The organism is Synoicihabitans lomoniglobus, assembly GCF_029023725.1.
Classification (GTDB): Bacteria; Verrucomicrobiota; Verrucomicrobiia; order Opitutales; family Opitutaceae; genus Actomonas; species Actomonas lomonigloba.
The window spans coordinates 1,943,182-1,960,831 of record NZ_CP119075.1; the positions used below are offsets into that span (position 1 = coordinate 1,943,182).

General features: G+C 59.0%; 15 protein-coding genes, 1 tRNA gene and 1 pseudogene. 13 read left to right on the top strand and 4 right to left on the bottom strand.

Annotated elements, in window-relative coordinates:
- Positions 1-576: a hypothetical protein gene (locus PXH66_RS07570; protein ID WP_330928869.1), complete on the bottom strand. Its 576-nt coding sequence runs from the start codon at positions 574-576 to the stop codon at positions 1-3.
- A complete protein-coding gene (locus tag PXH66_RS07575) occupies positions 564-2,093 on the bottom strand; it encodes an OpgD/OpgG family glucan biosynthesis protein (protein ID WP_330928870.1) in 1,530 nt (509 codons plus the stop codon). Before PXH66_RS07575 ends, PXH66_RS07570 begins: the two co-directional genes overlap by 13 nt.
- Before the next feature lie 366 nt (positions 2,094-2,459).
- Here PXH66_RS07575 and PXH66_RS07580 point away from each other — a divergent pair, with 366 nt between their 5' ends.
- From PXH66_RS07580 to PXH66_RS07630, 11 genes are all read left to right on the top strand, one after another.
- Positions 2,460-2,915 (top strand): NYN domain-containing protein, encoded by a 456-nt coding sequence (locus PXH66_RS07580; protein WP_330928871.1) that lies wholly within the window; start codon positions 2,460-2,462, stop codon positions 2,913-2,915.
- Positions 2,912-4,195, top strand: coding sequence for a DUF2851 family protein (locus PXH66_RS07585; RefSeq protein WP_330928872.1), 1,284 nt, complete (start codon positions 2,912-2,914; stop codon positions 4,193-4,195). Before PXH66_RS07580 ends, PXH66_RS07585 begins: the two co-directional genes overlap by 4 nt.
- A gap of 113 nt (positions 4,196-4,308) precedes the next feature.
- Entirely contained in the window at positions 4,309-5,547 is a 1,239-nt protein-coding gene (gene nusA / locus PXH66_RS07590) for a transcription termination factor NusA (protein WP_330928873.1), read from the top strand.
- 55 nt (positions 5,548-5,602) lie between these two features.
- Positions 5,603-8,038 (top strand): translation initiation factor IF-2, encoded by a 2,436-nt coding sequence (gene infB, locus PXH66_RS07595; RefSeq protein ID WP_330928874.1) that lies wholly within the window; start codon positions 5,603-5,605, stop codon positions 8,036-8,038.
- A gap of 63 nt (positions 8,039-8,101) precedes the next feature.
- Entirely contained in the window at positions 8,102-8,470 is a 369-nt protein-coding gene (gene rbfA, locus PXH66_RS07600; RefSeq protein WP_330928875.1) for a 30S ribosome-binding factor RbfA, read from the top strand.
- Positions 8,467-9,480, top strand: coding sequence for a DHH family phosphoesterase (locus PXH66_RS07605; protein ID WP_330928876.1), 1,014 nt, complete (start codon positions 8,467-8,469; stop codon positions 9,478-9,480). The genes rbfA and PXH66_RS07605 overlap by 4 nt, the downstream gene beginning before the upstream one ends.
- A 3-nt stretch (positions 9,481-9,483) precedes the next feature.
- Complete coding sequence (gene truB, locus PXH66_RS07610) at positions 9,484-10,209, top strand: tRNA pseudouridine(55) synthase TruB (protein WP_330928877.1); 726 nt, start codon at positions 9,484-9,486, stop codon at positions 10,207-10,209.
- Complete coding sequence (gene ribF / locus PXH66_RS07615) at positions 10,206-11,156, top strand: riboflavin biosynthesis protein RibF (RefSeq protein WP_330928878.1); 951 nt, start codon at positions 10,206-10,208, stop codon at positions 11,154-11,156. The genes truB and ribF overlap by 4 nt, the downstream gene beginning before the upstream one ends.
- Before the next feature lie 717 nt (positions 11,157-11,873).
- Positions 11,874-12,722, top strand: a complete 849-nt coding sequence (locus PXH66_RS07620) for a rolling circle replication-associated protein (protein WP_330928879.1) — start codon at positions 11,874-11,876, stop codon at positions 12,720-12,722.
- A complete protein-coding gene (locus PXH66_RS07625; RefSeq protein ID WP_330928880.1) occupies positions 12,701-12,973 on the top strand; it encodes a hypothetical protein in 273 nt (90 codons plus the stop codon). Before PXH66_RS07620 ends, PXH66_RS07625 begins: the two co-directional genes overlap by 22 nt.
- Positions 12,974-13,106: 133 nt before the next feature.
- Positions 13,107-13,532: a hypothetical protein gene (locus PXH66_RS07630; RefSeq protein WP_330932303.1), complete on the top strand. Its 426-nt coding sequence runs from the start codon at positions 13,107-13,109 to the stop codon at positions 13,530-13,532.
- Between the two features lie 106 nt (positions 13,533-13,638).
- Here PXH66_RS07630 and PXH66_RS07635 read toward each other — a convergent pair whose 3' ends face one another.
- On the bottom strand, positions 13,639-14,037 hold the full coding sequence (locus PXH66_RS07635) for a DUF6941 family protein (protein ID WP_330928882.1): 399 nt from the start codon (positions 14,035-14,037) through the stop codon (positions 13,639-13,641).
- Between the two features lie 891 nt (positions 14,038-14,928).
- Between PXH66_RS07635 and PXH66_RS23205 the strand changes: the two are divergent.
- Positions 14,929-15,507 (top strand): annotated as a pseudogene (locus tag PXH66_RS23205) (tyrosine-type recombinase/integrase); the annotation flags it as partial.
- 241 nt (positions 15,508-15,748) lie between these two features.
- Here PXH66_RS23205 and PXH66_RS07640 read toward each other — a convergent pair.
- Positions 15,749-15,825, bottom strand: a tRNA-Val gene (locus PXH66_RS07640).
- Between the two features lie 158 nt (positions 15,826-15,983).
- On the opposite strand from PXH66_RS07640, the gene recN reads away from it, so the two are divergent.
- Positions 15,984-17,648 carry a DNA repair protein RecN gene (gene recN / locus PXH66_RS07645; RefSeq protein WP_330928883.1) on the top strand — a complete coding sequence of 555 codons (1,665 nt, stop codon included), beginning with the start codon at positions 15,984-15,986 and terminating at the stop codon, positions 17,646-17,648.
- The last annotated feature ends 2 nt before the right edge of the window (positions 17,649-17,650 follow it).

Here is a 17,650-nt window from a genome sequence, read left to right on the forward strand (position 1 = left end):
TTAACGCAGCAGATAGAACACAATACCGATCGCGGCGAGGTAGAGCGACCACGCCAGCACCGTGCCGAAGAACGGCCAGCGATCGATCGCGCGCCACGTTTCGTCGGCCATGGTCGAGACGATACCGAGATCGATGGATGCCGGTGCCATGCGCGCCATTTGAAAATCGGGACCGGTGGTCAGGTAGGTTGCTTTCATCGCCTCCAGAAATGGCTCCGGCCACGGGCCCGGGCTGAGAAATTCATTTTGCCAACGCGCGGGCAGGTCGGCCAGGAACAGCGCGAGTCGTCCTTTCTGGCGCACATTGGTGGGTTCGACTCCGGCGGCGGTCAGCACATCCCGAAACCAACCATCGACCCGTGCGGCCGCTTCTTCGACGGCGAGCGTGACCGGCGAGGCATCGGGTTGTTGCTCCAGTTGCTCGGCCGTGCGCTGGAGGATACCGGCGACCAGCTGACTCAAGAGCAGCTTGTTTTGAATACGCAGGGCGTAGAAGTAGGCCTCAACCCGCGCATAGGCCTCCGACCAATCCACGAACCCGGCGGAACGCGGCGCGATGAATTTCAGGGAGTCCATTGGTAGGCCCAGGTTTCAGAAGCGCCTTCCTCGGGTGACTCGAGGTGGCACTTCAGTTCGATGGCCTCGGCATCCGCCGTCGGCGAACTCACACGCAGCGTGACTCGCCACGTTTGCAGGTAGGGATTCCACGCAATGCGGGAATCCTCCAAGGTCGACGGACCATCGACCACGGCCACCACTGCGGGGGCCGGACCCGGAGCAGATTCACCGGGAGCGGTGGGGACGGGGAGTTCGCGACCAAACTCGAGCACAAACACGTGCGTCCCGGGATAAGCCGTGTCGGCACCGCTGCGGGTGGAGCGCACGCGCAGTCCCGGATGCGCGGGAGGGGCGGTTTCCGTCGACCAATGAATGGTGTAACCGACGTCGAGGGACTCGCCTTGGCGTGGCAATTGGTCGGGCTCCCAGAACGCCACGATGTTGTCATCGTATTCCCAGTGAGTCGGCAGTTCCACCAAACGCACGCGGCCTTCGCCCCAGTCGTTCTTCGGTTCGATCCACACGGAAGGCCGGTCCTGATAGTGCGCTTCCAAGTCCTGGTAGCTGGCAAAGTCGCGGTCGCGCTGCATCAGGCCGAAATAGGTCGGATGGTTGAGCTCGAAATACGATAGTCGGGTCTTGGCATCGAGGTCGAACGGACGCCAGTAGGCGGGCTTCCCTTCGCCTTGCAGCACGAGACCGTCGGCGTCGTGAACTTCGGGGCGAAAATCGGAATGTTCCGGCGCACGGTTTTCGCCGCGCCAAAACATGCTCGTCAGCGGTGCGATCCCCAGACTTTGGACATCCTCGCGCAGGTGCAGTCGCGCCCGCACCTGAATCGTAGTGGTTCCGCTGCTACGCAGAATGAACTCGTAGGCGCCGGTGACACTCGGCCCATCCAACAAGGCGTATATCCGAAGCTGTCGGTCCGTTCCCTGCGGCTTGCCGAGCCAGAAACGCGTGAACTTGGGGAACTCCTCCGGGTCGCCCAGTCCCGCATTCACCGTCGCGCCGCGAGCGGAGGTGCCATAATGCATGCCGGCTCCGATCGCGCGAAAATAACTGGCGCCCAGAAAGGTGGCGAACTGGCGATAGTTTTGCAGCCCTTCGTCGTAGATGGCCAGGTTCAGTCCAGCGTAGTCCAAATCGTCCGGCAGCGGGCGGGGGAATTCGAGACCGCCGAAGTCGAAGAACGTCGGCAGGTATTCCACCTCCTGCGCATGCGTGGCGGTGAATTCGTGGATGTTCACCCGGTCGTTGAAAAGGTAGCCGAGGTGTTTGAAACCGACGGTGAACGGCAGGCCGTCGTGTTTCCAAATCTCGTCCTCATGGCGAAACTGAATGCGTTGATACTCACTGTAACTGAGCTCCTGCAGGGCTGCGGGCGGCGCAGATTGGGGACGAAAAGGGACGGCGGCGAGACGGGTGGCCTCGGCGTCGACGTAGTCAAAATTGACCTCCTCGCGCCGCATGGCTTGCACGGAAGTGCAACCGACGACGGATAGGAAAAGCAGCAGGACACCAATTTGGCTCATGATAAGAATAAGGAGTCGGCGGTGGTTTGCTGGGTGGCGCGGGAGATTCAGAGCATGCATGCGGTAAACAGTCCGTGACTTCCTGTTTCCATGACGGGTTGAGGACCTTCCAAACGGGAGGGAAGGAACGCGGGAAATGACGACCAACAGCGGAGGCCGCAGGCGGGCAGGGCGTATCGAATTGATCGCATGAATCACCAGACCGATGTTCCCCCAGTTGGTGCCCGAGATGCGGGCGCCATTTTTTAAACGCCTTCAAATTGTCACGAACGCGATGCAACCCGTTCCGCCTCGCGCCATCCCCGACTCACCTTATTTCTCTGAAAGAATTGCGCCGGCGGGGCCGTTCCAGAGGGAATGATCGGAATGCCGACCCAGACCAAACATCTCATCATCGATGGCAATAACATCGGTCGCGCGCTCGGCGATATTGCCATGGTGTGGCGACAGGATCGCGATGCGGGGCAGCATGCCGTCGTCGGCTTCGTCCGAGACTGGCACGATGCGATGGGATGGCGCGTGACGACAGTATTCGATGGCAAGGGCGCCGCGTTATCGGTCGAAACCCCGGGCGACGAGCCCACCTTTGTGGTGGCGTATGCGCCCCGCGGCATGACCGCCGACAGCGTAATCGAGCAATGGGTGGAGAAGTCACGGGCACCGGAATTGTGTGTGGTCGCAACCCGCGACCGCGCACTGGCCGAAACCGTGCGCGCGTTGCAAGCCGAAGTCATTTCGCCGGAGGATTTGATCTCCTGGGTGTCGCGGGCTCGCGAAGTCACACGACGAAGCATCAACCGCGCGAGCGACTCCGCCTGGTGAATTCCGGCCGCCGCGACCTCGGAGCCTCCCGGCCCGACCTCGATTCGACCGGGGCCGTGATGGAAATGCAGGGACTGTTCGGTCCCTTTCAGTTTCCCGAGTTGTTGCTGCAACGCATTTGGGCTGATCGCGCTTTCTCGGTGGGAGAAGCGACGACGCAGAACGGGGAGCGGATCAAAGTTGATCACCCCGGCCGTTGGAATCGATTGGGTGGACCTGATTTCAAGGACGCCCGACTGCGCATCGGGGGACGTCAGATTGACGGCGATGTGGAAATCCACCTCCATGAATCCGACTGGCGGGCGCACGGTCACGGCAACGATGCCCACTACGATGGGGTGGTCCTGCACGTGGTGCTCTATCCGAGTTCGGCCACGACGACCGCCACCAACGGAGACCGTGCCTCAATTCCAGTTTTGGCGCTTTTGCCGCTGCTGTGGCACGATCTGGAAGAATACGCGGCGGATGCCGCCGTTTCGTCGATCGCCGACCGTCCCGCCGACCGGCTGGCGGCGGAGTGGTTGGAAATGTCACCGCGCCAGGCCCGAGCCAGATTGAGGGGCGAAGCGCGGAAGCGTTGGGATGCCAAAGTGCACTACGCCCGGTTGCGCATCCAGCGAACCAGCTGGCGGGAAGCCTGCCATCTGACTGCCATGGAGATTCTCGGTTACCGTTTCAATCGGGTCGGGATGCTGCGTGCTGCCATTCGTTGGCCTTTGGCGCTTTGGGGCGAAGATGGCGTCGAGACCGATGAAGTATTCATGGAACTGGCAGCGGATTGGAAACTCAACGGGGTGCGCCCCGCCAATCACCCCCGACGGCGTTTGGCGAGTTACGCTCGCTGGGTGCGGCAAGGAGGCACCGCGTGGCCCGATCGACTGATAGAGCAGGCGAGGGCATGGCCGGGAGCGGCGTTGGACACTGACGACTCGGGCGACCGCGGTGTGCGGCAATGGCGGCGGGATTCCGGTTATGCCAATTGGTGGCGGGAAGTCATGGCCGCGGTCGGTGCGGCGGAACATGTGCCGTGCCCGCGGGCGGACAACTTGTGGGGCGACGGCTTTCTGCCACTACTGGCGGCTGGCGGCCATTTGGGGGAAGTCGATGGGTTCGCCTGGTGGTTCATTTCGAGACCGGGGGATCAACCGGCGAACGTATCGCAAGCGGTGCGATTGATCGGAGTGGCCAACGGCGGCCGCGAACCGTTGGCGTGGGGACATGTGCAAGGGATGCTTGGATGGCAAAATGCGCTGGAACGGGACGTTCGGCGGCGGACTTGACATCGAATTTTGCCAGAGGCTAAGTTCTCCGCTCACATTTTCAGTTAATCCGTCTGAAGGTGGGCCTCTGGCCCGCTTTTTTTTTCTATATTTTCCGCACACCACCGAATCAAATGAGCAGCGAAATTCTTACCGTCCTTGAATACATGGAGAAGGAGAAGGGCATCGAGCGCGCCGACATGATCTCCGCGATCGTTAACGCTATTAAAACGGCGGCGCAGAAAGGCGTGAATTCGGGGCAGGAGCTGAAGATCGATATCGATCCCAAAAACGGTCAGCTGCACGCCTGGGCGATGCTCCGCGTGGTGGATTCGGTCAGCGATCCCAAGACGGAAATTCACATCGAAAAAGCTTCCGCGATCCAGCCTGGCATCCAGCTCGGCGAGGAACTCGAAAAGGAAATCGATCCCGCTTACCTCGGTCGCATCGCGGCGCAAACCGCCCGCCAGGCGATCATGCAGAAGCTGCGTCAGTTCGAGAAGGATCGGATCTACGACGACTTCAAGGACATGGTCGGCAATATCGTCACCGGCACGGTCCGCCGCCGCGAGCGCAACGACATTTACGTCGATCTCGGCAAGGCTGAGGCGTTGCTGATGGGCCGGGAACAAGTCCCTGGTGAAGAGTATCAGCCCGGTGATCGCATCCGCTGCCTTCTGGCCGCCATCGAAAGCACGCCTCGCGGCCCCGAACTCATGCTGACCCGCGCGAGCCCACGCTTCGTGCGGCGGCTGTTTGAATTGGAAGTCACCGAAATCGCCGATGGCACCGTTCAAGTCGAAGCCTTCGCGCGTGAACCCGGTTACCGCACCAAGATGGCGGTCATCTCCAACGATCCCAAAGTCGATCCGGTCGGCGCTTGCGTCGGTGCTCGTGGTGCCCGCGTCAAGTCGATCGTTCGTGAGCTCAATGGTGAGAAAATCGATATCATCAACTATTTTGCCGATCCGGAGGAAATGGTGCGCGAAGCCCTCAAGCCGGCCGTGCCTCGCGAAGTGAAAATCGACGAACGTGGCCGTCGCATCATCTTGCGCGTGGCGAACGAAGACCTCGCCATCGCCATCGGCCGCAAGGGCCAGAACGCCCGCCTCACGTCCCGTCTCATCGGCTGGAAAATCGACATCGAAGAGTTCGCAGAGAAGACCGTCGACGTGCAGGATGAAGCGACCAAGAAGCTCGCGTCGTCCTTGGATGTTGATTACGAACTCGCCACTCGTCTGGTGACCGCGGGCTTCGTTTCCCTCGAAATTTTTGAAGGCGTGGAAGCCGATGACTTGGAAGAGTCGGGTTTCACGGCCGATGAAGCCGCCACCATTCTCGCCAAGGTTGCCGCCGTGAGCGGTAACGCCTAATCCTTTTAGTAAACCGTTTAGACCCGACCGTCAGATATAGTCCGCAAACCGCCTAATGAGTATCCGCATTCACGAACTCGCCAAAAAGATCGACATGGACAACAAGTCGCTGCTGGCGCTCCTCAAGGAGCGCAACTTCGACGTGAAGACCGCGTCCAGCACGATCGACAACATCTCGGCCGAGGCCTTGGTGGAGGAGTTCGCTAAGCCCGCCGAGACGGAAGCCCCCGTCGAAGCCGAGACCCCGAAAGCCGCTCCTGCGCCCGAGGTCGTCGAAGACAAACCGGCGCAAACCTCGCAGGTGCGCCTGCCCGCAGGCGTGTTTGTGAAGTCTCCCGCGGATATCGCTCGGGAAAAAGAGGAAGCCGCCAAAGCATTGGAGGCCGAAAAGGCGGCCGCACGTGCTCCGGCTCCGGTGCCGCCCCCCCCGTCCGCGCCGGTGCCCCCCCGTCCGGCTGCGCCCGCTCCGACCGCGCCGAAACCTGTTTCGATCCCGCCGCCGCCTCCCCGAGCTCCGGCTCCGCCCCCTCCCGTTTCCCGCCCGGCGCCAGCCGCAGTGCCGCCCAGCCCGCCTCGTGCGGCGTCGGCCCCCAGTGCCCCAGCCCTGCCGACCAAAGGCCCGGCGCCCACTCCGGTCGCTTCCTCCGCCGAAAAACCGGCGGCGGCGCCCGCGCCGGCCGCCGATGGTGAAATCGCCACGATTCAGGTCAAACCGCCGATCATCGTCCGCGAGTTCGCCCAACTACTCGGTCTCAAGCCGTTCAAATTGATCTCCGAACTCATGGAGCAGGGCGTTTTCGCCTCCATGAACCAGACGATCGATGAAGCGGTCGCCATCGATCTGGCGGCGAAGCACGACATCGTGCTGGAAGTCAAACACCGCGGGGAAGGTCAGACTCCGGGACAGCAGCAGCCGACCAAAAAGGACATCGCCAAGCAGAAGGAAAAGGCCGCCGAAGAGGACGAAGCCAACCTCGAGCCGCGTCCCCCGGTGGTCTGTATCCTGGGCCACGTCGACCACGGTAAGACCTCGCTGCTCGATACCATTCGCAAAGCCAACGTCGTTTCAGGCGAGGCGGGTGGCATCACCCAGCACATCGGTGCGTATCAAGTTTCCAACGACAACGGCAAGATCTCGTTCCTCGATACCCCCGGCCACGCGGCGTTCAACAAGATGCGCGCTCGCGGCGCGCAGGTGACCGACATCGCGATCCTCGTGATCGCGGCCGATGACGGTTTCAAGCCGCAGACGGACGAAGCCCTGAAATACATCAAGGATGCCGGGGTCGCTCTCATTGTCGCCATCAACAAGATGGACGCCAAGGGCGCCAACATCGACCAGGTTAAAACCCAGATGCAGCAGCGCGACATCGCGTCGGAGGACTGGGGAGGTGAAACAATCACCGTGCCGGTTTCCGCCCTTAAGGGTGATGGCATCGACACATTGTTGGAAATGATCCAACTCCAAGCGGAAGTTCTCGAACTGCGGGCCAATCCGCAGGCCAAGGCATCGGGCGTGATCATCGAATCGCAACTCGAAGTCGGTCGCGGTCCGCTGGCGACCGTCATCGTGCAACGAGGCACGCTGCGCGTCGGCGACGCCATCGTGTGCGGCAAGGAGTGGGCCAAGGTCCGCGCCATGTTCGACGACCAAGGCAAGAATGTGAAGGAGGCGCCGCCTTCCACGCCGGTCCGCGTGATCGGTTGGTCCGGCACGCCCGAGAGTGGCTCGACCTTTACCACGGTGAAGAACGCTCGTGCCGCGGAAGACATGGCCGAGGAAGAGGCGGACAAACAAAAAGGCCAGGTCACCTCCAAGGCCGCCGAGCCGAAGGAAGTTTCCGTGGAAGCGTTGTTTGCCAACATCGCCGCGACTCAGGCCAAGACGCTCAAGCTCGTGATCAAGAGCGATGTGTATGGTTCCGCGGAAGCGGTCCGTGGCATGCTCGAAGCCATCCAGAGCGAAAAGGTTTCGGTCGAAATCGTGGCCAACGAAGTCGGCCTCGTCACCAAGAACGACGTGCAGCGCGCCAGCGCCGCCGGTGCCACCATCCTCGCGTTCAACACCAAGTTGGAAAATGGCGTGACCCCGCAGGCGAAGCATCACGGCGTCCGCATCGAGAGCTTCAAGATCATCTATGAACTGGTCGACGCGACCCGTGACATGATGGCCGACATGCTCGATCCCGACCTCAAGGAGGTTAAACTCGGCGCGGTGGAAGTGCGGGAAGTCTTCCCGCTCGCGAAGGGTTTTGTGGCGGGCTGTCTCGTCACCGAGGGCAAGATTATCCGCAACGCCATGGCGCGTCTCCGTCGCGGCAAAGAGACCGTGCACGAAGGCAAGGTTCAGACGCTCAAGCGTTTCAAGGACGACGCCAACGAGATCCGTGCGGGTCTGGAGTGCGGTATCAAACTCGACGACTTTAATGGCTACGAAAAGGGCGACGTCATCGAAACCTTCGAGGTCCAGAAAGTTCGCGCTTCATTGTAGGCGCTCATGTTCCGATAAGTTTTATCGCGGGCACCGCTGACTGCGTTTCTCCGCCTCCATCCGATGTCCAATCGCACCATCCGCATTGCCGAGCTCGTTCAACGGGAACTGGGCACCTACCTGCACACGAAATACAAGCAGGAGGCGGTGGCCATCACCGTGGCCGGCGTGGAAGTCGCGCCCGACCTGAAAACCGGCAAGGTGTTCTTCTCGATTTTCGGCGACGACGAGACGGTGGCGGAGCGGTTCCGCTGGTTGTTGCGCAAACGCGGCGAACTGCGGCGCGAGCTGGCCAAGCACATTAAGATCAAACACTCGCCGGACTGGGTATTCCAAATGGACGAGGCCATCAATCGGGGCAATCGCGTGCTCGATTTGTTGGATGACATTGATCGGGCGGATCGGGATCGGGAGAAGGAGACCAACGAGTGACGGACAACGCGTTCTGTCCGACGTTGGCACCGTCGTTCCGGGCTCTCTTGGATGAGATCCAAGGGCGCTGCGTGGCCGTCGTAGGGCATGCGCGACCAGATGGCGATTGCATTGGATCGCAAGTGGCGCTGGCGCGGGTGTTGCGCGCACTTGGCCATCAAGCGATCTGTGTGAACCAGGATGCCGTGCCGCGTCGTCTCGAGTTCTGCGCCCGAGGAGAATCGTTTATCAACATGGACGGACTGGGGCAGGGAGAGATTATCGCGATTTTTGTCGACTGCGCGGATCATGAGCGGGCGGGAAAGAAGCCACGCGAACGGTTTGCCCAACCCTTCGCCAATATCGACCACCACGTCAGCAACGTGGGTTATGCGACCCACAACTGCGTCGATGCGAAGGCCGCCGCGACGTGTGAGATTTTGGCCGGCTTGTTTCTCGATCTGGATTTGCCGGTTGATGCTGCGACGGCCAAGGCGCTTTACGCCGGCATCGTGACCGATACGGGACAGTTCCGTTTCGCGTCGACGACAGGCAACACGTTTCGCCTTGTTTCGGAATTGGTGTCGCGGGGAGCCGATCCGGTGGAAGCCGGTTTCGAACTCTACGAACGTGAGCCCCTGGGCAAGATGCAGCTGTTGCAGCATTTCCTGGCGTCGTTTGAGATGCACGCCGACGGACGAATCTGTATCGGCACGATCGCTCGTGGCGTCTTCGACCAAACGGGCACGAGTCCCGAGGATACGGAAGGTCTGGTCGACTATGCCCGCGCCATCGACGGCGTGGAAATAGGCTGCTTGATCGAGGAAAAAGAGGATGGGGCCAAGGCCAGTCTTCGCGCCAATGATCCCGTGTTTCGCGTCGATCAAGTGGCGTCGCAGTTTAATGGTGGCGGACACGCCTGTGCCGCCGGATTGAATTTTACGGGTCTCACCACGGCCGAGTTTCGGCAACGACTGGTGCAGGCTTTGATCACGCGCTTGCACGAAGTCGACGCGAGCAAACGAAACTAAGTTATGTTGGGAGCGAAAAAGGATTTTGAGGGTGTCCTCCTGGTGGACAAGCCCACGGAACACACGTCGCACGACGTCGTGGCTCGCTTGCGAGGCAAGCTGAAGATGAAGCGTATCGGCCATGCGGGCACGCTGGACCCATCCGCCACCGGGCTGCTGGTGATGCTCGTGGGCAAGGCGACCCGGATGTCCCAATACCTCATGAGCGCCGAGAAGGAATACACCGGCACCATCACGCTCGGACAAGTGACCAACACGCAGGACGCGGATGGCGAGGTGCTGGAAACGCGCCCCGTGCCCGAGCTTTCCGAAGCGGAAATTCTGGCCGCGATGCAGTCTTTCAAGGGCGATCAGTATCAGACGCCACCGATGTTCTCCGCCATCAAGATCGATGGTGTGCCGCTCTACAAATCCGCCCGCAAGGGCGAGGACATTGAACGCGAGCCGCGCTTCATTCGGGTCATGCAATACGAGTTGAAACGGTGGGAATCTCCGGAAGTCGACTTCCTCGTGCGTTCGAGCAAAGGCACCTATGTGCGCACGCTGGCGCATGATTTGGGCCAGAAGCTGGGCTGCGGCGGCCACTTGAAATCACTGCGGCGCACGGCCTCGGGGGATTTGCGAGTGGAACAATCAACCACGTTGGAAGACTTGCTGGCCATGCCCCTGACTGAGTTGGAAAAACGTCTGCTCCCGGTGCATCAAGTCGCGCCGCGCATTGCGTTGTGAAAATCTCGCCGCACATCGCCGGATTGGCCGCAGCGTCGGAGCTGCCGGCCCGACCATTGCATTTGGCCATCGGGATGTTTGATGGCGTGCACCTCGGTCATCGTGCGGTGGTGGAGGCGGCGGTGATCTCGGCCCGACGGGCGGGCGGACTGGCGGCGGCGTTGACCTTCGATCCGCATCCCAGTCGGCTGCTGCGTCCCGACAAAGCAGTGCCGCTGTTGTTGCCGGCGCGGGAAAAGGCGCGACGACTCGTGGCCACCGGTCTGGATACCGTGATCACGCAGCCGTTCACCGCGGAATTTGCGGCGGTGCCGGCCGATCAATTTGTGCCGACCTTGCTCAATGCACTGCCGCAGCTGAAAGCGATCTATGTGGGCGAAAACTGGCGGTTTGGCCGGGGCCGTTCAGGAGACGTGCCGCAGTTGAACGCGGCGGCCAAAGCCCATGGCTTGCGGGTTTATTCGGCGCCCCGGGTCAATCTCGATGGGGAACCGATCAGCAGCACCCGCATTCGCGCGGCATTGGGGGCGGGGGACATGGACACGGTGAATGCCTTGCTCGGATACACCTACGGTTGCGAAGGCACGGTGACCCCGGGGAAACGGCTCGGTCGTTCGCTGGGGTTTCCCACGTTGAACCTGCCGTGGGCGCCGGAATGTGCGCCGCGCCTGGGGGTTTACGCCGTGCGTGCGGGCTCCGCGACAAATCCGGGGAAAATGTGGAACGGGGTGGCGAATTTCGGGCTTCGACCGACGGTGGCCGATCCGGCGACGGCGCAGCCCTTGTTGGAGGTGCACCTCTTCGAGACCCCACCATTTGATGTCGGAGATGAGCTGCAAGTGGAGTGGTGTGCGTTCCTGCGGGCAGAGCAACGCTTTACCGGAGTCGATGCATTGCGCGAGCAGATCGGACGGGATCGCGATTCGGCTCGGGAATATTTCGCCTGAACGGCGATTCGTTTCGTTCGTTTCTTATTATACCGTAATGGGTAACGAAACCGAATGGTGGACCCTACAGAACTCGAATCTGTAGGTGAAAAAGCGCAAGAGTGTTCGGTAACAGTGGAATGCGAAGGTGCGGTTAAGCACTACGCACACATAGACACACAAATAGCTCGGGGAATTGGCGCTTTATTGGCGATCCACCGGGCGGAAAGGCGCACGTCATGAGCACGTATGAAGCGGGGGCATTGAAGTGTCCCGAAATCGTGAAGCAGGCGAGGGAACTAGCGGCGAACTTGCGTTCCCTTGCAGATGCGACGGAACGCGGCGAATTCCCTGCCGTGGTCAACGGACTGCATCTCGGGTCTAGGTCGGCCCGCGTTCTCCTCGGAAAGGCGCTGGAATGGCGTCGGCAAGACAATCTCCGGCACGGTCGGATCAACTCAAACCCGCAACTGGGCGGACCCATCACGGAGCTACCTAGGATCAATACGGTGGTTTTGGCGGGGGGCGCCCCCCGCGTAGGGGTCGCCGAAGGCGAAAGCATAGCGTCATGAAGGTGCTGCGTAGACTTCGCCTCTGGTTCCTCTGCATGTGGCACGGTCACGAATGGGACTTCCTTGACGCTGACATCCGGCAAACGACGTGCCAGTGCATGCGCTGCGGTCAGCTTCGAATCATCCGCCACGATACAAGGAAAGGGGGCGTGCTGTGGTAGAACTCATGCCCTTCACTACTCCGAACTTTTGGACGGAGCGCAACGCGGCCGCGAAGCGTCGCCAAATGAAAAAACGAGGGATGCCAGATCTTGACGGAGGTCGATTCATTACCCTGACGGTCAACCGTGAACTTGCACCAAAGGAGGGCGACCACTGGCGACTCCTCGAACCGCAAGAGGCCTATGCACTCGGGAAGGATCGGCTCCGGCGTTTTATCACCCGATTGAGAAAGCGGTATAAAATCCGGCGTTGGTTTTGGAAGATGGAGCTTCATCAACCCGACAACAACGGGCTCGTTTACGCTCACTGGCATTTTTGGTTCGATTACGGGGGTCATATTCCCGGTGAGGAAATCACCAAAGCCTGGGGGCTGGGCCGGACTGACATTCGACGCGTAAGGCGTAAGGAATGGACCTACCTATTTAAATACATGTGCAAGCAAGCCGGGGACTTACCCGACTGGCTCACAACCATGAGACGTGTTCGATTATTTCAAACGTCCATGGGATTCTTTGCGGGCAACGACGAGGCACCGCCACCGGACACGCCGTCCCCCCGGCAGATCGATGAAATCGGCGAAACAGAAAACAATTGTGCCCAGAAAATGGATACGATTGGGGAGAGAATCGTCCGGTGGACGAGGTGTGTCGTTGCCCGCACCACTTCCTCAAATGGCTGTGTGAAGCATAAGCTTCTGGTCATGCAAACTGAACGCTGGGGAGACCTCTTAGCGGCGTTTGCGGAGCTCCGATTTCGTTGCGGTATCTCGCAAGAGGACTGCGAAATCAAAACCCAAAAGATAACGACAACATGGCTAACACAGCTCCCCCCTTGCCTGCAGGGGTATACGTAATAGGCAAAGCGATCGGAGACTTTGAACTCCGAACATTCCAAACCAAGACCGGACGCACGATTCAGATTGTTGAAGGTCAGGTTTTGGCAGGAAAACAATTCGTGAAGGTGGAACAAACCCTCGATCCGGGGGAAAAGCCCATTCTTCTCCAGGACAACGACGAGGTGGTTGCGCCAGTCGTTCCTCACTACTCAGCCGACGGACTTCTGAAGGTCCAAGTGAAGCTGAAACGGCCCAATGTTGGCGGTTGAACAAAAGAAACAGGCCGCACGGCGCGCGACTGCGCGCCGTGCGGCCTACCCTTGTTGAAAGATAAATTAACTGACTTAAAAAATGAGAGAAGAATTACCAAGTTACTTGCGGAAGAGGGTGGGAGTAGGAGGTTTGAGCCTTGAGCAGGCCGTGCACGAATGGCGCGAACGAAGGTTCGTTAAGAAGTCGTTTCGAGACTGGGTCGAAGAACGGCGAAACGAATTCGACGAGGGACTTCCTGAAGAGGCGTTCGGAGCGCTCATGGAAATGCTGACCCCGATGTTCCTGTTCCTGTCCATGGGTCACAACCAGATGGGCAAAGGAACGGACCTAGGCACCTACCACTATCGGGCGTGGGTATTGCTCTATTGCGTTCGTCCCGACCTCCTGCAGGGGCAAACGACCGTGGAAGCTGCGCAGATGTTTGGATGCTCCCGCGGATGCCTCACCAGAGTCATTGATCAATTTCGGATGCTTTATCCGGACATCATCGGGATTCGAAATGGATCAACTACCCAGTCTCAAATTGCCGAACGAAAGAAGAAACTGGCGGCCTAGAACTTGGGTAAGTAGCACTCCATATTGATACGAAAACAAGCCCGGGAGGATTTTCTTCTCTCCGGGCTTTTTGTGAAAAGTCGAGACCTGACGTGTTCAGTTTTCTCTAGCATTGACGCTGAGAAGTAAAAAGCGAAAGCCTACCTTCATGTCGTCCATTAATCGCCAGATCCACAGCATGTTCGCCAAACGAATTAAATTGAATGCGGTCTAGGTTTAAAACGATATTTGCGATGCTTTGATTTTGATCCGGAGACAATTTGACATTAATGTTGAGCTCAATGGGCTGCTCGAGAACTGATTTGCCATCGTCGTCCACAAGAGATAATCGAATCTTTTTGTCGCCTTCTTCCATTTTCTCAAACCGAAGCTTCAAAGCTACGCACCATCGAGGGTGAACGAACGGAGTTTGACCTGCAAATATGGTGTCGAAAATACCAACTACGTTTAGTTTTCCTCCGTAGTCGGCAGCGAAGTCGCAAATCGTAAACAGTTCTACTTTCATCGTGGTTCAATCTAGTGGGTTTTAGTATGCGGAACAGAAATCTCGATGATTCGACAGGACCACTTCTATAGCAATTAAATAAGTCTAATTGAGCGTGGAGGTGGGTGGCTTCGAAGCGATTGAGTCGAGATCGGATAGAAATTTCAAAATTCTGTTAGAAACCTGAAGTTATATCGTTTCAGAATACGTTATTCCAATTGGTGAGAACCGTCTGGAAATCTTAGGATACGCGCTTTGCGTTGGAGTTTCGGTTTCGTAAGGTGTGTTCTTCTTTCGTTACAGGAGGGCAACCGTCTGCGAACCATTTTCGGATCACGAGAGCTGCATATTCAGTAGGCGTCGCGCCTAGAGGTTTGCTGTAATTGCAGACTTCTTCTGCGATATGCTCCGGAAGGGATACGTTGAATCGTCGTTTTTCGGCCACGTGCAAATTAGTGCGAAAAAGTTCTGAAATTGCACTTGATCATTTCGGTATCAAAAGATACTGATTTGATCGTGATCGAATTCGTCTTCAGACCAACGAGATTGATTCTCGGGAAGCGGGTGGCTTCGCCGTATTGGTCAGGTCGATACAGTCTGGAGAAAGGGGAGGCGGCGCGGACGGTGGCGCTTCACACACCGGACAAGACCGTCGCTCAGCAACGTCTTCGGCAGATCATCGTTGAAAAGCAACGGGAGGCGGCGGGTATCATTGCACCGGCTGCCGTTCGGGAGGCTGCGGCCTCTCCAGTGTCTCAGCTCCTGGAGGCCTACGAATCCGATTTGACCGGGCGAGAACTCAACGGCCAGCACGTCCACGACACGCTTTTTCGTCTTCGTCGTATGATGCTTGAAATGCGCTGGAAGCGGGTCTCGGACATTCGCCCCGATGTGTTCGTGCGTTGGCGGGCAATGCTGGCCAATTCTGCCACGTCGAAGCGGGCTTATCAAATATCGGCGAATTCGTTCCTAAACTGGCTGGTCCGCACAGAGCAGATTGACCGGAACCCGCTGGCCAAACTCGGCTTGGTCGAAATCCGGGGCAAGGGCGTGCGCAATGCTCGGTCCTTCAGTCCCGATGAACTCGAGCGGCTTCTGTCCGTCGCTGAGCGTCGGCGCTTGGTGTATTTGACGCTGATCTATACCGGGCAACGTAAGTCCGAAGTGAAGGCGTTGATCTGGGGCGACCTTCATCTCGAGGGAAATCAACCCTACGCGCTCTTTCGCGAAGGCACGATGAAGGACAAAGAAAAGCGTCCGGTGCCGCTGCATCCGGCGTTAGCTGACGCGTTGCGCCGTATGCGTCAGGCGGGGGTCCTGTCCGACAAGCGGGTGTTTCATCAGGTGTTCCCTGATCTCAAGACGTTGAAGCGTGATCTCGAAAGGGCCGGAATTCCGCAAAAGGACTCGGTGGGTCGAGTGCTGCACTTCCACTCCTTCCGCAAGACGTTCCAAACGCTCGGCGTGCTGCACGGCATCAATCAACGATCCGCACAGGAAATTTTGGGGCACTCGGACGCAAATTTGACGGCGAAAGCTTACACCGATGTGCCGGCACTCGCGCTGCATAATGAAATCGGCAAATTGCCCTGGTTGGGAGAGTCCCGAAAACACTCACACATAGACGCACAAAAACCTAGGAAAAGGGCGGTTTCTCGTGTGCGAGAGCTGATTTTCGGTTTAATCGAACTTTCGCAAAATCTCGAATTAGAACCACTTGCGCAATCTCCCATGGTGGACCCTACAGAACTCGAATCTGTGACCTCTTCCATGTCAAGGAAGCGCTCTAACCAACTGAGCTAAGGGTCCGTCTCAATGAGAGTCGGAGAGTAAGCATAAGCGTTTGGCTGGTCGGCAAGAAAAAACCTCGAGGAAAATTGCGAAGAGGGTGGCGACGGACGGAAGTCGTTTTTCGAGGCGAAGCGACTTGAGTCCCGCGGGGGGAATCTGCTCACTGTCGCCGCCCTATGCTGCAGACCCTGACCATCCGCAACCTCGCCCTGCTGGAACAGGTGTCGCTCGACTTTGAAGCGGGCTTTTCAGTGGTCACGGGCGAAACCGGAGCGGGTAAAAGCATCCTGCTGGGAGCGCTGAGTTTGTTGGCCGGCGAGCGCGCGGATAAAACCATCATTCGGCAGGGCACCGATACCTGCGAGGTCGAGGCTTCGTTGTGGCTGAGCGAACCCGCGCCTCTGGATGACGTGTTGTCGGAACTGAATTTGCCTGTCTGCGATGATGGCGTATTGTTGTTGAAGCGGAGCCTGTCGCGCACGCGGGCTCCGAAGATTTCCGTCAACGGCAGTATGTGCACGCTGGGCAACCTCCAACGATTGGGCGAGATGTGGATCGATTTCCACGGCCCGAGTGAGCCCCGGCGTTTGCTGAAGACGGGATGCCAACTGGAGCTGTTGGACCTGTATGCGCAAAACAAGGACGCGCTGACGCAGTATGCCGCGAGTTATTCGAATTGGCGCGATGCGTTGGCGGAACGAGAGCGAGTGGCGCAGCAGGATCAGTTGTCGCCCGACCAAATTGATTTCTTAAGCGGTCAACTGCAACGTCTGGACGCACTCGAACTTACGGTCGAAGCGATCGAAACATTGGAGCGCGATTTTGGTCGAGTCAGTCGGGCGCAGGAACTCAGCGAACTCGCCCAAGGACTGGAGGCGGGCTTGAGCGGGGATGACGGCATCAGTTCGCAACTGGCACCGATGATGCGGTCGGCACGGGAACTTGCGGAGTTGGACGAGGACGGTAAAACTCTGGCCGAGCGTCTCAACGCCCTGAGTATTGAGATCGCGGATGTGGCGGGGGAATACGCCGCACTGGGTGGTCAATTTTCGTTTGAACCGGAGGAGATCGAATCCCTGCAGGAACGCATGAATGCGTGGCTGGAAGTGAAGCGGAAACACGGCGGCGATATCGAAGCGGTGGTGGCGGCGCGGGAAGCCCTGCGGTCTCAGCTCGACTCGCAGGGCGATATTGAGGGGACGCTCGCCAAGCTTGATCAGAAAATCGCATCGGCCGAAAAGATCGCGCGGAATCAGGCGACCGCCTTGCGCAAAGATCGAGCAAAGGCGGCGCAAGCCCTCTCCAAGGTGGCGGCGAAGGCCATCGCGCAACTCGGATTTAAAAAGGCGGAGTTCCGTATCGAAGTGAGCGCTTCGTTGGATCTCGGTCCCACCGGCGACAGCGACGTGACGTTCCTGTTTTCACCCAACGTCGGCGAGGAGGCTCTGCCGCTGAACCGCATCGCATCGAGTGGCGAGTTGGCCCGCGTGATGTTGGCCCTCAAGACCGTGTTGGCGGATCTCGATGCGGTGCCGGTGCTGGTGTTTGATGAAGTCGATGCCAACGTGGGCGGTGAAATCGGACGCGTCGTGGGCCAGCAAATGGCCGGAATCGGACGCAATCACCAAGTGCTTTGCGTCACCCATCTTCCCCAGGTCGCGGCCCAGGGCAGCGCCCACTTCGTGGTGGAAAAGGACCAATCCAAGCAGCGCGTCGAAGTATCCATCCAACCCATTCACGCCGATCGCACAATGCGCGTGGATGAGTTGGCCCGCATGCTCGGCGACCGCAACGCTCGGAGCGCGCGCGTCCACGCGGAGGAACTACTCGGTCAGGCGTAAAC